Annotated in this window: 15 protein-coding genes; 1 reads left to right on the top strand and 14 read right to left on the bottom strand. The window is 66.0% G+C overall.

The window, feature by feature from the left end:
* Positions 1-23: 23 nt before the first annotated feature.
* The 3 genes from ACX5I4_RS19305 to ACX5I4_RS19295 all read right to left on the bottom strand — a co-directional run bounded on the left by ACX5I4_RS19305 (position 24) and on the right by ACX5I4_RS19295 (position 2,572).
* Positions 24-1,277: an RNA polymerase sigma factor gene (locus tag ACX5I4_RS19305; RefSeq protein ID WP_461838081.1), complete on the bottom strand. Its 1,254-nt coding sequence runs from the start codon at positions 1,275-1,277 to the stop codon at positions 24-26.
* Positions 1,278-1,282: 5 nt separating this feature from the next.
* Positions 1,283-1,642 (bottom strand): YciI family protein, encoded by a 360-nt coding sequence (locus ACX5I4_RS19300; protein WP_461838080.1) that lies wholly within the window; start codon positions 1,640-1,642, stop codon positions 1,283-1,285.
* Between the two features lie 114 nt (positions 1,643-1,756).
* Positions 1,757-2,572 carry a methyltransferase domain-containing protein gene (locus ACX5I4_RS19295; RefSeq protein WP_461838079.1) on the bottom strand — a complete coding sequence of 272 codons (816 nt, stop codon included), beginning with the start codon at positions 2,570-2,572 and terminating at the stop codon, positions 1,757-1,759.
* Between the two features lie 86 nt (positions 2,573-2,658).
* On the opposite strand from ACX5I4_RS19295, the gene ACX5I4_RS19290 reads away from it, so the two are divergent.
* Positions 2,659-3,501 (top strand): hypothetical protein, encoded by an 843-nt coding sequence (locus tag ACX5I4_RS19290; protein WP_461838078.1) that lies wholly within the window; start codon positions 2,659-2,661, stop codon positions 3,499-3,501.
* A 21-nt stretch (positions 3,502-3,522) separates the two neighbouring features.
* On the opposite strand, the gene ACX5I4_RS19285 is transcribed toward ACX5I4_RS19290, so the two are convergent.
* From ACX5I4_RS19285 to ACX5I4_RS19235, 11 genes are all read right to left on the bottom strand, one after another.
* Positions 3,523-4,749 (bottom strand): pyridoxal phosphate-dependent aminotransferase, encoded by a 1,227-nt coding sequence (locus tag ACX5I4_RS19285; RefSeq protein ID WP_461838773.1) that lies wholly within the window; start codon positions 4,747-4,749, stop codon positions 3,523-3,525.
* A 62-nt stretch (positions 4,750-4,811) separates the two neighbouring features.
* Positions 4,812-5,744: a PASTA domain-containing protein gene (locus tag ACX5I4_RS19280; RefSeq protein WP_461838077.1), complete on the bottom strand. Its 933-nt coding sequence runs from the start codon at positions 5,742-5,744 to the stop codon at positions 4,812-4,814.
* Positions 5,745-5,792: 48 nt separating this feature from the next.
* Entirely contained in the window at positions 5,793-6,263 is a 471-nt protein-coding gene (locus ACX5I4_RS19275; RefSeq protein WP_461838076.1) for a hypothetical protein, read from the bottom strand.
* Positions 6,260-6,790 carry a phage tail protein gene (locus tag ACX5I4_RS19270; protein WP_461838075.1) on the bottom strand — a complete coding sequence of 177 codons (531 nt, stop codon included), beginning with the start codon at positions 6,788-6,790 and terminating at the stop codon, positions 6,260-6,262. The genes ACX5I4_RS19275 and ACX5I4_RS19270 overlap by 4 nt, the downstream gene beginning before the upstream one ends.
* The gene (locus ACX5I4_RS19265) at positions 6,783-9,410 is read right to left on the bottom strand and encodes a baseplate J/gp47 family protein (RefSeq protein ID WP_461838074.1); all 2,628 of its coding nucleotides are present in this window, start codon (positions 9,408-9,410) and stop codon (positions 6,783-6,785) included. Before ACX5I4_RS19265 ends, ACX5I4_RS19270 begins: the two co-directional genes overlap by 8 nt.
* Entirely contained in the window at positions 9,407-9,841 is a 435-nt protein-coding gene (locus ACX5I4_RS19260) for a GPW/gp25 family protein (RefSeq protein ID WP_265979782.1), read from the bottom strand. Before ACX5I4_RS19260 ends, ACX5I4_RS19265 begins: the two co-directional genes overlap by 4 nt.
* A gap of 13 nt (positions 9,842-9,854) precedes the next feature.
* A complete protein-coding gene (locus tag ACX5I4_RS19255; RefSeq protein ID WP_461838073.1) occupies positions 9,855-10,196 on the bottom strand; it encodes a hypothetical protein in 342 nt (113 codons plus the stop codon).
* Positions 10,196-11,716 (bottom strand): phage baseplate assembly protein V, encoded by a 1,521-nt coding sequence (locus ACX5I4_RS19250; RefSeq protein ID WP_461838072.1) that lies wholly within the window; start codon positions 11,714-11,716, stop codon positions 10,196-10,198. Before ACX5I4_RS19250 ends, ACX5I4_RS19255 begins: the two co-directional genes overlap by 1 nt.
* Positions 11,713-12,471, bottom strand: a complete 759-nt coding sequence (locus ACX5I4_RS19245; protein ID WP_461838071.1) for a CIS tube protein — start codon at positions 12,469-12,471, stop codon at positions 11,713-11,715. The genes ACX5I4_RS19250 and ACX5I4_RS19245 overlap by 4 nt, the downstream gene beginning before the upstream one ends.
* Position 12,472: 1 nt before the next feature.
* On the bottom strand, positions 12,473-13,276 hold the full coding sequence (locus ACX5I4_RS19240) for a hypothetical protein (RefSeq protein WP_461838070.1): 804 nt from the start codon (positions 13,274-13,276) through the stop codon (positions 12,473-12,475).
* A 361-nt stretch (positions 13,277-13,637) separates the two neighbouring features.
* The gene (locus ACX5I4_RS19235; protein WP_268020181.1) at positions 13,638-14,129 is read right to left on the bottom strand and encodes a phage tail protein; all 492 of its coding nucleotides are present in this window, start codon (positions 14,127-14,129) and stop codon (positions 13,638-13,640) included.

Here is a 14,129-nt window from a genome sequence, read left to right as displayed (position 1 = left end):
ACCACAAACAGAGACCACTTTCCCTATGTGGACAACTGCCCGAGTTTGGCCGCCTTCACCAGGAGGTACTGCCGCTCCTGCAGGCTCCCCGTCTTCTTCGCGGCGGCAAGAAAGCTCTCCCGGGCGCCCGCAAGGTCGCCGGACATTTCGAGCAAATGCCCGCGAACGGCGTCGAGCCTGTGCCAGCCTTTCAGCTCGATATCAAGCCCATCCAGTAGCTCAAGGGCCGCCCGCGGCCCTTCAACCATTGCCACGGCAACTGCCCGGTTGAGCGTCACCACCGGACTTGGGGCCGTGGCTTCGAGGACCGTGTACAACGCGAGGATCTGCGGCCAATCGGTCTGGTCCGCGGAGGCCGCCTCGGCATGGACCGCAGCGATGGCTGCCTGCATCTGGTAGGGCCCTGGACGAGCCGCGCCCAGCACCGTTGACAAGAGTTCAAGGCCCTCGGCGATCTGCGTCGTGTCCCACAGCCCGCGGTCCTGCTCGGCGAGCGGCACGAGCATTCCGTCCGGGAGGGACCTTGCCCGTCGTCTCGAGTCAGTGAGGAGCATGAGGGCCAGCAGTCCGCCCACCTCGAGCTCGCCCGGGAGCAGCCCCCGCAGGAGCCGCGCAAGGCGGATCGCCTCTGCGGTGAGCTCTTCGCGCTGCATGGATGGGCCGGAACTCGCCGCGTAGCCTTCGTTGAAGATCAGGTACAGGACGTGGAGTACGACGCCGAGCCGCGCCTTGCGTTCACCCGTTTCCGGTAGCTCGAAATGGGCTCCGGCCTTCTTGATGCCCTGCTTGGCCCGGCTGATCCGCTGGCCCATGGTGGATTCCGGGACCAGGAACGCGCTAGCGATTTCCGCCGTCGTGAGCCCTCCGACTGCCCGCAATGTCAGTGCCAGCTGCGAGGGTGCTGAAAGAGCGGGGTGGCAGCACAGGAAAAGGAGGGTAAGGGTGTCTTCTGCAAACCCGTCCGTGTCGCTGGTCGAAGAAGGTTCCGAGCCAGGCTGCGGTTCCAGGGTCGCCGCGCGCTGTTCGCGTGCCTGCCGGGCACTTTCGCTTCGCCAGTAGTCCACTAAACGCCGCGTGGCGACCGTGAGCAGCCAGGATCTGGGGTTCTCCGGGACGCCGGACGCGGGCCATTGCAAAGCCGCCGCGAGCAACGCTTCCTGGACGGCGTCCTCGCACTCGGCGAATTGCCCGTGCTTGCGCACGAGCACGCCAAGGACCTGCGGCGCGAGCGTGCGCAGCAGGTCCTCGAGCGTGGATTCCCTGGAAGGCTCGGCCACAAACGCTAGACCTCCGGCGGCTCGTCCTGGACGCGGCGAAGCTCCACGACCGGCGCGTACTTCACGATGCTGGAGCAGATTTCGATGGCCCGATCCTCACTGGCCACATCCACCACCCAGTAGCCGATCAGTGATTCCTTGGCTTCGGCGAAAGGTCCGTCTGTGGTGATGACGCCGTTGTCCGTCTGCTTCACCAGTTTCGCAGTGCCGGGGTCGGCGAGTCCGGCGTTGAAGACCATCTCGCCGGAATCGGTGAGATCCTTGTCGATTTGGATCATGAAGCCGATCATTTCCCTGATCCATTCGGGATCGGCGGTTTCCATCATGCCCTCGGCAGAACCAAACATCATGATCATGTATTTCATCTCGAACTCCTTATGAGGGGCGCTCCGTTTGGGCGCTTTCATTCATGGGTCGGAACTGCAAGCAGGTTTTCGACATAGTTTGGTGGAAAATCCTAAGAAACTTTTGGAAGGCGGCTATGCCCGTGCGATGACTTCCCCGTTCGGGATCAGGAAGAAGCCATCATCAGTGGAGCCCCAACGGTGCCAACCGGCTGCAATCCGGGCCAAATCGGCCTCGTTGGCGAGCCCATACTCGAGCGCTTGCTCGGCAAATGCCGAGTGCAGGACGCGCTCGCTCCACACCCGTGACTGCCAGCGGCGCTGCTGCGCCGTGGCGTACAGCCAGTTGCTGCTGGAGGGAGCGACGTCGGTGAAGCCCGCCTGCTGCGCCCAGGACACGAGCCGCCGCCCTGCGTCGGGCTCTGCTCCGTTCCGTCGGGCAATCTTCTGGTAAAGCTCCATCCAGTCGTCGAGCTCGCGGACCTCCGGGTACCAGCTCATGCCGTGGAAATCGGCGTCGCGCACCGCCACGATGGCGCCAGGCTTGGCGACCCGCCGCATTTCACGCAATGCGGCCACGGGGTCGGTCAGGTGTTGCAGGACTTGGTGCGCGTGGACGAGGTCGAAGGTCTCGTCCTCGAAGTCCAGATCGTAAATGTTGCCCGTCACGAATTCCACGTTTTCCACACCACGCTCGGACGCGAGCGAGGCGGCCTGGGCCACGATCTCGGCGGAACGGTCGAGCCCGACTACCTTCGCGGGAGCCACGAGTTCCGCGAAGTCGCAGGTGATGCTCCCAGGTCCGCATCCGACGTCGAGCACTGATGTCCCGGCGGTGAGATGCGGGATGACAAACGCGGCAGAGTTCTCGGCTGTGCGGGAGGCATGGGCGCGTACGACGGACTCGTGGTGGCCGTGTGTGTAGACGTCTTGAGGCTTCTGCTCGTTCATAGGGAAACGCTACCCCGATGGAGTCGAAAGCGAGCGGAACTTGGGCTAAACCTTGTTTTCAACCCCCTGCCTGCCACAATGGACCCATGGCGCCAGCGTGGTGGGGTCAGGGGTCGCAGCTGGGGCGCGGATCGGGCCCCGGCGGGCTGCGTGACGGACCATCCCCGGACGCCTTGCGTCGACCGTTCTTCGTTGCGGCGGTGGCCGTCTTCGCCGTCGTCGTCCTGGCCGAAATCGGCCTTTCGATCCTCCTTGGCGGGACCGCCGTCGAGCCCGTTTCCCCTGACCAAGCGGACAAGCTCGGCGTTCCGATCGACGTCTTCCTCAAGACCCAACGCGCGTCAGCTGCGCCGCCGGGCGCGGGAATCGGCTTCCTTGCTTTCCTGGACGGGCTGTTGCTGTTCACCGTGGTGATGCTCGGGCTCAGCCTGATCATGGACCTCAGGGCTTACGGACGAGTTCAAGGCGTCGTCACCTTGATTGTCACGTTTCTCTGGGTGGTGGGGGCGTTCTTCACGGCACTCCTGGCCTTGGCAAAGCTGTTCCTGATGTTCGGCCTGTTCGTAGCCGCACCCTTCGGGACCATTGCCTACCTGGCGTTATGGGGGAGTTTTCCCACGAGCCAGGCCGCGGCCATCCTTGCCCTCTTGTTGCTCCTGAAGATCGTCTTTGCGGTGCTGCTGATCCTGAGCCAGCCGAAATTCCTGAAGGTCACCGGGCTTGTGGTGCTGCTTCTGGTATCGGTGCTCCTGCAGCTCATTCTTGGCCTCATCCACGGATTCCTCCCCGGACCGCTCGTGTCCATCGGGGATCAGTTCTGGGCGCTCATTACGGTGGTGGTGGCCTTGGTGTGGGCGCTCGTCATGCTCATCGGATCCATCCCGGCAATCATCAACGCGCTACGGGTCAGCGGCTCGGCAGGGGACTAGGGGCCCTGACGCTCGCCAGCCTTAGTCCTGCGGCCGGTTCCGATACGCGGCCAGGAACGCGGCGATCCTGCGCACGGCCTCCTCGATCTCCCGGACGGAGGGCAGGATGACGAAGCGAAAATGGTCCGGGGTTGGCCAGTTGAAGGCCGAGCCGTGGGAGACCAGGATCTTCTGGTCTTGTAGGAGGTCCAGGACGAATTTCTCGTCGCTCTCGATCGGGTAGATCTCAGGATCCAGCCGCGGGAACAAGTACATGGCTCCAGCCGCCGGAACGCAACTCACCCCCGGGATGGCCGTCAGGAGGTTCAAGGCCAGATCCCGTTGTTCCCGGAGCCGCCCTCCCGGCCTGATGAGTTCCTCGATGCTCTGGTAGCCACCCAGACAAGTCTGGATGGCGTGCTGTGCAGGAACATTGGAGCACAACCGGAGGGACGCAAGCAGCTCCAACGCTTCACGGTATTCGGCGGTAGCGGCGTGCGGACCGGTCACGGCGACCCATCCTGCACGGTAGCCGGGCATCCGATAGGCCTTCGAGAGGCCGCTGAAGGTCAGGACACAGATGTCGTCCGCCACGGAAGCGGTGTGGATGTGCTGGGCGTCCTCGTAGCGGATCTTTTCGTAGATCTCGTCCGAGAACAGGACCAGATCGTGTTTCCTGGCCAATGCCGCGAACTGCTCCAGGATGTGGCGAGGGTACACCGCGCCTGTCGGGTTGTTCGGGTTGATGATGACGATTGCCTTGGTGCGCTTGGTGATCTTGGCTTCGACATCGGACATGTCCGGCCACCAGTTTTGGCCCTCGTCGCAGAGATAATGCACCGGATTACCACCAGTGAGGGTCACGGTGGCCGTCCACAGGGGATAGTCCGGCGCAGGGATGAGGACCTCGTCGCCGTTCTCCAGGAAGGCCTGGAGCGTCATGGAGATCAATTCGCTGACGCCATTGCCGATGAAGATGTCCTCGACGCCGATATTCATCAGGTTCTGGGTCTGGTAGTACTGCGAAATCGCGGTCCGCGCGGTGAAGATGCCCTTGGAATCGCTGTAACCCTGCGCGCCGCGGAGGTGGTGGATCATGTCCACCACAACGGACTCCGGCGCTTCCAGTCCGAACGGCGCGGTGTCCCCAAGGTTCATCTTGAGGATGCGGTGCCCTTCGGCCTCCATGGTCTTGGCCGCTTGGAGGATGGGCCCACGGAGTTCATAGCGGACGTTCTGTAGTTTGCTGGAGTGCTGCATCGGACGCATGGTTGATCTTTTCATGGGCGGCAGCGTTTTCGGCACCGGATGACACCCTGCAGCAAGAATCGCTACGGCTTGATGACGCAGATCTGCGGGTTGACCTTACAGATGTTGATCGGGTTGGTATCGATGAAGCCGCTTTGCCGTATTTCGGTCCGGACCACCACCAAGGCGTTTTGGTTCACTTTGCTTCCGACATCGGGGTTGACCCCCACGACGACGCAACTCAGCAGGAATCCCCCCGGCGAGGCTTGGCACGTGGAGCCCTGGGTGAAATCGAGCTGGATTTTCGCGTTCTGGAAGGCTGTCCGGGCATTTTCGATCCGCGAGCCCAGTACCGCGGGCACCACCGATTTCACCGGCGTCGCGATCTCCAGGTTGACTGTGGAACCGCGCGCGGCCGGCTTGCCGCCGTCGGGCACTTGCTTCACCACCGTGCCTGCTGTCTGTGCGCTCTCCGTTTCCGTGGTGCCCACCTTGAAGCCGGCGTCCTCAAGCATTTTTACCGCTTCCGCCTGCGGCCGGCTTTCGACCGAGGGAACCGTTGCGTCCTTGAGGAGGAACCAGATCACCCCGCCAATGACAGCCAACAGCACCACGCCGCCGATGATCACCCACAGCCACGGGAGTCCGGGGCGCGGCCTGGGCTGTTCGGCGGGCTTGGTGACGGTCAGCGTGACCACGTGGGCCTGGTCGGCATAGTCCTCAGGGGCGTCGTCGGCAGAGTAGGCGATCAGTTTCACGCGATAAGAGCCGGGGGCGGCACCGGCGGTGTCGAAATTGACCAGGTATTGCTCAGTGGCTCCGGCGGCGATGGTCCGCAACGGCGTGGGGACGGTGGTGTACGTCGGCGACGGCGGCGTGCTCTCGATACCGGGAAAGGCCCCCAACACCACGCGTTCAGGGCCGGGAGCTCCGTTGGTCACAGACGCCGTGAGGGAGCCTTTGCCATCCTTGAGCTCCACGGTGGGGGAACTCAGCGTCATGGTGATGGTGCTCATGCGACAACCGCCTTTCGGGCGAGGGCAAGGGAAAAGGTGATAGCCATGTCATCCTGCTTCCAGGAGCTTCAGCAGACACGTGCCGACAACGCGGCAGGTGATCCCCAGCTGACCCCCGGAGGTGCCGAAGGTCAGGCTGGCGGTGTCGCCTGCGGAGACCTCCTGTTCTGTTCGCGTGCCTTCCACGACGAGGGTCACGGTGACTGCCTGTTGGGGAGCCAGCCGGGCACGCTTGGTGGGGCTGCCCAGATCGAACAGGCCGCCGAATTTCCGGACTTCGAAGATACAGCTTCCCGCCACCAGCAGCTGTGTTGCCTGCGCGGAGCATTGGCCGCCCGGGCCAACAAGGTCAGAGGCCTTGAGCGTCCCCCCTGCAGCGGCCTGCGAGAACCCCGCTTGCCAGCTGGCGGCTGCGTTGTTGTTCCCGCCGCCGCAACTGACGCCGAAAACCAGGACGAGCACGGCGATGACGCCGCATACGACCACCGCGATGACGGGCTTCCGGTTCTGGTCGTTCACGAGTCCATCACCGCGATCTCGTCCGTGACGTGGGCAGGCTTGATGCCCTTGACGATTCTGCGAATCAGCTCCACTTGCCCGGCGGCCGCCGCGGGGACCAGGACCTTGATGTGGAACTCGCCCGGGACGGATTCGACCCCGAACCCCGGGATCCCGGTGGCCAACTGCAGGAATCGGGTGAGACCGTCAACAGTGCCCCGGCGTGCGGACAACGAGGCCGCGCACGCAATCAGGTCCCGCTGTCGGTCCACCGGGACTCCCGCCGCCGCGGAGTCCACGGATTCCGGCCCGGGTAGGGTCAGCCAGTCCAGGTCCACCCAGCGCGACAGGAACGGAATGAACGACGACGGCGAGCGGCCGGGATCGGGAACGGTGTGGATGCGGTCCAAGACGTCCCGGACGGGCTGTTGCATATCCTCCGCCACGGCGATGAGGGCCTGCAGCGGCGTACTGGTTTCAGCCGCCACCTGGTAGATCTCGGGCAGGACCTTCAGCATCGGAGAGTTACGCAGCACCGGTTCAACCATTGCCGTGCACCACTTCGATCCGGTGGTCGCCCGAGCAGAACAGCCACGTGTTCGGGAGGGTCACGACGTCGTCAACCATCCGCCGCGTGCAGCTCGCCCAGGAAACGGCGTTGTCCGTGCTCCGGTAGATCCCCTTGGGGCCACTTGCGAGTACAAGCGGCGTACCGTCGTCGCGCACGACGCCGGAGACCGCGCGGACGGGCTCGAATCGCGTCCTGTCCCGCAACGGCAGATTGCAGTTCACGTCGGGCACGCTCCACTGCGCGGAGGCCTGGCCGAGCTGCAGGCGCAGCACGCCTCCGCTCTGGGTCGCGGCATAGGCGGCATTGCCCATTACGTGGACACCCCAACAACTGCCACCGGTCCAGCCCGCGCTGAACTGTTCCCAGGAAGCCATGAGGGAGGCGTCGAACTGGGTGCGGGCGAGTTCGTCGATCTTCAGGCGGAGGCAGCCCGTCCCTGTGCCCTCCGGCACGGAACGGCCGAGCCAGACATAGCTTGCGCCGCCGTCGTACTGAATCGTCATGCAGCGGATGTCCTCGCCCGCAGATTTGATCTGCTTGAAACTGCCGGCAGCCCCGGCATCGGGGGAAAGCCAAATGCCCGCGGAGGCTTCCGCAGCCACCACCACTCCGGTGCGGCCGCGCATGTCCACCAAGGCGTCCACGGCGTAGAAGCCGCGGTCCGGCTGGCTCGCATCCACCACGTTCTGGACCGGGATGGCCCCCTCGCCCATGGGCAGCTCATAGAGGCCGTGCTCGCCAGCGAGCAGCAGCACCGGGACTCCCTGCCGGTCCACCCAGCACAAGTCCGCGACGACGAAGCCCAGCTCCGCGGCCCGCCGCCACGATTCGCCTAGGTCCTCGCTGACATAGATGCGGGAGCCCGTGGGCGTCACGGTGCTGACGGCCACCATGCCGGGATGCTGTCCGGGACCGAAACCGCCAGGGCCAAAGCCACCGGCGCCGAAGCGCCCCGGCGCCGCGGAGCGGAAAGGCGCGATGGACCTCACCGCTTCGCTGGCCGCCTCCGAGCCGAAATCGGCGCAGGCTTCCCAGCCATCGCCCGCGTTGGTCGTACGGAAAAGCGTGCTGTCCTGGGCAACAAACCAGGTATTGTCCTGTCCCTCGGCCTGCACCAGCGCCAAGGCATCAGTGTCCGGAACTTTGTCCACTTCGAGCCGTACCCGGTCCACGTACTGGACTCCGGGTTCGGCTTCCTCCATGGCGCGGTAGAGGTTGGAGACGCGCAACGGCTTGCCGAAGCCCGAACCGTAGTTGGACGAGCTGGGGCTCAGGGGACTGATGCCTTCCGCGAGCCGGCCCACGATCCTGGACTTCACAGCCTCGGCGTCCTCATCGGGACGGACCACGATCCTGGCGTCCACCAGTACTTGTTTATAGAGGCCCCAGCGAACCACCGGCTCCGCGCCTACCGTGGACCGGCGGCGCAGGTACTGTTCAACCTCGAGCCGAACGCTTTCACGTGCCTGGGCAGTCAGCTCGGCGGCGCGCACCGGACCTGTTGCACCTGGCACGAACGGCACCAGCACCACTTCCACCTCGCCCGGTTTGGCGAAAGCCCAGATGTCCCGCCGCGTGAATGCGCGCGCCCTGGCGACGCCGCCATGGCGCATGGCCAGGACCTCGTAGTCGCGCACAGTGACGGCCCTGTCCCGGGCCTGGAAATCCTGCGGTGCCCGGCGGAGCGCATTCTCCAGCGATTCGCCGTCGCGGCCTCCGGTGGCGGGTTCCGGGTTGCTGACCTTCACCCCCGGGATCGGGGTGCGCATGATCGTCAACTGGCCCGCCCCGACATTGCCGCGCTGGCCTCCGCCGCCGCGGTACCAAGCGCGAATCTCGGCCCCCGGACCGGGAACAACTGCTGTCCGGGCTACGGACTCTTCGTCCCACCATGCGAACATTACGACGCCGGCACTCCGGTCGATCCGGACCGGCGCCTCATCCGGGCCGGCATCTGCGAAGGCCTCAACTTCGCGGCAAAACCGGAAAGGCTTGCCGTCCACCAAGACGGCTTCGCCGCTGCTCAGCTGGGTGCCAGCGGGGACTTCGATGGCAATGGATAGGCCCGCCCCGGAAACGATCGGCGCGTTCGGAATGACGAAGCTTTGGCCCGGGCGGCCGGTTCCGACGCCGATGGGGACGGCGTCGTACAAGGTGACATCGGCTGCCGGGACCTGCACACTGGACTGACCCGCCGCGAGGACGGCCGCCGTCGTCGTCGTGAACACCGGTTGCGGCGCGCCGGGCACCCCTGGCGGGCAACTGACCTGGGTCCCGCGAGGGATGCGGATTTCCTGGCTGCCGGTACCGCTTACTGCGGCCGAGCGGGTGAACTCGAGGATGGTTTCGGCCGTGCTGGGCGGGTACAGGCTGGTGCCAAGCAGGTTCAAGTAGACCGCATACAGCTTTTCCGGCACCCGGTTGAGCCGGTACATCAGGGTGTCCGTGAGGTAGGCGAAAGCCTCGAGGATGGTGATGCCGGGATCGTGGACGGAGAGGTCCGTCCAGTCCGGGGCGATCTGCTGGATGCGCTCGCGGGCACCGGCCACCAAATCCGCGAAACTGCGATCGTCAAGATTCGGCACGGGGATACTCATGCTGCACCTCCGGAATCGACAGGCAAGGCGATGGCGAGCTGGTCTTCGAGCTGGGTGGACCGGACCCGGTACCGCAGCCGGACCTCCAACACTTCAGGGCTTTCGGGGGACCGGGAGGCATCCAAGGACAAGACAGTGATCCGGGGCTCCCATTGCTCCACGGCCCGGGCGACATAATGGATGGCCAAGCCTGCCGTGGTGTCATCCGCGGGGGCGAACGCGAGCCGGAACAGATGGCAGCCGTAGGTGGGCCGGTTGACGCGCTCGCCGGGCCTGGTGCTCAGCAGCAGGAGGAGCGCCTGGCGGACCGAAGCTGCGTCCGTGACGGTGGCGAGCCGTCCGTCCGGGGTCAGCCGCAAGCCGGGGAGGCCGGTGGCGGCGTCGAAATCCGGGTGCACGAAGGCCACCGACTTGTATCTGGGGATGCTCACCGCCGGCCGCCTCTCATGATCCCGCCGCCACGAATTCCTGGCCCGGCCGCCGGACCGTGTACTTCACGGCACCGGGAGGGGTGCCGTCCGTGTACCCCTCCACAGTGTCCAGGCAGATCTTCTTGCCGCCGATCCGGACAAAACCCGAATAGCCCTTGATCACCGGCAGCGTCTTGTTGCACGGCTTGATGTTGAGGCCCACGTTGGGGCACATGCTGATGTCGCGTCCTTGGGGATCGTTGTCGACCAGAACCGGCGAGCCGGCAACGCGGACCCATTGCTGGGAAGGCACGTTTTCCACTTTGCCGTCGTGCCCGCAGCGCAGGATGGCTTCCTTGACGAGGAGCTTCAGCATCAGGCCTCCTCGAAGTCGACGGTCTTCGCCCGGATCTTCATGGCTTTGCCCGGTGCCTCCAGGAGCAGGTCCGTAGCCGCGGTGATGCGCAGCTTCTCCGGCCCGAGTTCCACCGAGGAACCGTGTCCGTCCGTGAAACTGACGGTGCGGCTGCCGCCGTCGAGCACTATCTGCTGGCCGTCAGCGCTCCGGAAGGTGAAGCGGCTGTCCCGGGGCGTGTTCACACCGTTGTCCGGCGTCTGCTCCCGGCCGTAGAGCCCGCCTAAAATGATCGCCTGCGCCGGATCCGTGGCCGGCAGCAGGACGAGCACGGTGTCCTCCGGGGCGGGCGGCACCACGAAACCTTTCCCCGCTCCCGCTCCCACCGTGAGGACAGGTGCCCAGGCTGATTCCAGGGGCGGATACGCGGGGAGGCGGACGCGTGCCCGGCCGCGGCCTTCCGGATCCTCCACGTCCAGGACCGTGCCCAGGGTGAAGACATCGGGACGCCGGGCGGTCGGGGCTTCCGGCGGACGTGTGGTGATGGTGGTTTCGTAGCCCGTGCCGTCCAGCCTGTGAGCGGCGGTGGCAATCGCGTAGGTGCCTTCGAGCGAAGTCGCGAGGCCGCGCACGCGAACCCGGCGTCCCGCGCGGAGGCGGGGATCGCCGTCGGCCACGAAGACTGCGGTGACTTGCCCCGCCATCCGGACGTCCAGTTCCGCCTGGGCCAAGCCATGGGCCAGGGATTCGGAGGCGAAGTACTCGTTGTCACGCAGGAGGTCACCACCAGCGCCAACACTGGCAAGCGCAGGGTCTGCGGAGACGTTGGCTTTCGCGTCGCTGGTTTCCGCGGAGGCCTGCTGGACCGAGGCGTCGTCGGACCGCCAGCCCGTGGTTTTGGCCCCGAGGTACGCCGGCTCCTGGCTCAGTTCCACTTCTGCCGAATGCAGGCTGCTGCCCAATTCCAGCTCGATCGGTTCGCCTTCGCCGGACAAGTCCGTCAGCCTCAAGGCATCTCCATCCACCACAGGATACGCACCCACCCGGGCGCTCTGCTCCACCAACAGGCTCAAGTCCGAGCGAGCACATTGGTACACCTCACCGAGCCGGGTTGCGCCGCCCTCCACTTGCAGGCCCGTGCCCTCCGTGAGCGTGCGGGCCAACCCGGCTAGGTCGACGTCACTGTGCAGCCGGGTGAACTGGCGCTTCCTCAACCGGTGCAGGGCATCGTAGGCACGGACCCGCACCTCCTGCGAAAGATCCGCCCCGTAGCTGTGCTCCACCACCGTCACTTCGCCCACGAACAACGGAGTGCGCTGGCCACCGAGTTCCACGCGCAGCGCGTCCCCCGGAGCGGGATCCACTCCGCCGCGTGCCGTAGCCGAGCGTCCCGGACCGGGGCGCCAGCTGATGAGGCACTGGGCCGGCCTGGCGAGCGAGCTGAGGACCTGCACCGAGATGATCGCCGCGGTTTCGGCCGCGGAGAGGCGGCGCCGACCGAGGGTGACGATGAGTTCCGGGAGGCCCTGGAGCTGCCTCATGGCCCTTCGCCAACCGGAGGAACGGCGAGGGGGCCGTTGAAGTGGGCGGGATCGTCGATGTTGTTGTACTCCAACAGCAACTTCCACAGCAGCGGCGTGCCAAAGGCGGCCAGGCTGAGGCGCCCCAACTCACCCGGCGGAACCTCCGGAAGCTGCTCGCCGCCGTCGGGCGCTGTTGCGTCCCTGTCGGTGCTGCCGTCGCCGCCCACCGCGAGTGTATCCACGGGCGGCGCCGTCAGGTCCACCGCCGGCAGTCGCTGGGCGAGCTCGTAATTCTCGCCGCCTTCCTCGTCGGCGCTCTGCCCGACCCGCACGAACACCATGCGCATCCACGAGCGCAAGGGCGAGCCATCCGGCGAAAAGCGGTCGAAGCGCTCCGCCACCTCGGTCACGATCCCGGGCACGTTCCATGCGCGCCCCCACACGAACCGGACCGACGGCGGCCGGCGTTGCCTCTCCACCTCGGCCGAGTTCTCCGCGAGCGCCCAGATTGGCCGTGTCATCTGGCGCACGTCCTGGACATGGAGCGACGCCGGCGCAAGGTCGACGTCGAACAGGAGATCCAGGCGAAGCTCTGTGTGTCCGCCTCCCGTGAAGAGCAAGGGATCGTCTGCGAGGCCCGTTCCCGTCAGTTTGCCGCCCGCCGAGCGCCGCGGCTCCACACCGGCCGACCGCGACATCACCACCGTCTCCGGATTGAGCAGGCAGCCAAGGTGTTCCCCGGTGTCCTCGATCAGGAAAGCGACGCGTTCCATGTCAGATCGCCAACTGTTCGTTGCTTAGCCGGGCGGCGCGGGCCATCGCTGCTGTTGCCAGTGTTTCCGCGGCGGGCTGTGGTGCGGGGCGCGGAGCCAATTCCGGCCAGTTTCCGGTGATTGGTGCGGCCGGAGTCCGGTCCGGTGACGTGCTCGGGTGGCTTTGGTGTTCTGCGTTCTTCAAGCCGACGACGACGGCGGGGACCACGACCGCGGGGACCACGACGGCGGCGACCGCTTCGGGCGGCCGGCGCAGTGGTGTTGTGGGCGGCTGGGCCCTGATTGCGTTTGGTGGGGCTGCGTTTGGTGGGGCTGCGTTTGGTGGGGTTGCGTTTGCTGGGGGAGCTTGGTGTTGTGTTGCTTGCGCGGGGGCCGGCCGGGTTGTCGCGTTGGGTGAAGGCGTCCCGCGAAGCCTCAGGACGTGGCGCGGTCGCGCGTCCTGCGGGGGTACGGACTCCGAACCGAGGGCTGCCAGGGTTTCGACCGAACCCTTCGAATCCTTGCCCGGGGGTGTTCGCTTGTCCAGGCGTGTCCGCATGGAGGAGGCTGCCGCCGGTTCCGCGGCGCGGACAGGCGGTGAGCTTGCGGCGCTCGCGCTCTGGAGGCGTTTGCCCAGCGTCAGCCGGGGGAGGAAAGTCGACCTTGGCAGGGTGATTGGGGCTTCGGTGGCGTTCAAGGCGTCGGCGGGAGAGGAAGCGCCAGACGCCGGACCGTCGTCGGGGACTGGATTTTCGGGGGTGACCCGGCGGGGCTCGGGCTCGATGACGCGGTCCCTGAGCGAGCCGGGACTTCCGGTCTTTCTCATGGGACTGGGGCGATATTCGCCTGGGTGTGAGCGAGCGTTGGGGGTGGAGGGGGGTGTATGTGAGCGAGCGTTGGGGGTGGAGGGGGGTGTATGTGAGCGAGCGTTGGAGGTGGAGGGGACGAGGCCGGCGTCGCGCAACAACCGGACCCAGTGCTCCGGTGCGCCGGACATGTCCAGTCTTCGCACCGGCGTCGGGCCCTCCGTTCCAACCCGGCGCTCCGTTCCAACTAATCCAGCGGGTCGACCACCAGCCTTTCCGCCGGGGGCGGCGCCAGGATGCGGTGCCCGTTCGAGCCTTTCCGCGAGTTCCCGCAGCCGCCGCGCCGCCGCGTGACGCCACGGGTTCCGGGGCCACCTCCCGTCAAGCCACGGGAGCGCGGGCATCGTCGAGCTCCAAGCGGTCGTAAGCGATGCTGAGGGATTCGATGGCCAGGTCCTTGCCGAGGGCATCCAGCGGGGCCCCGAACCAGTCGCACGGCCAGGCGCCCAGCAAGTTCCAGCGGCGGACCTCCACCGAGCCGGCGTCGTTGAGCATGGCGATGGAGACGTTGCGCCGCTCCACATGCCCATCGACGGCCTTGAACAGCCATTGGAGCATTTCTGTGGAGTCGGTGAGTCCGTAGCGGAGCGTTACCGGGGTGTACTCGACCTGGCCGGGGATGACCCGGACCGTGCTGTTCTCGCCACCGGAGCGGTACAGGATACGGTCGATTTTCAGCCCGAGCCCTTCAACCTTGGTGAAGTGCCCCTGGACCACGCCTTGGATGACGAGTTTGAAGTTGTAGGCGCGGTAGGGATCCACCACGTTCCCGGGCTGGGCAGCAGGGGCTGGCGTGCTTGGCTGCGTGCTCAT

This window comes from Arthrobacter sp. MMS24-S77, assembly GCF_054888235.1.
The sequence above is the reverse complement of the archived record's forward strand: the minus strand, read 5'-3'. Positions and strand labels throughout refer to the sequence as shown.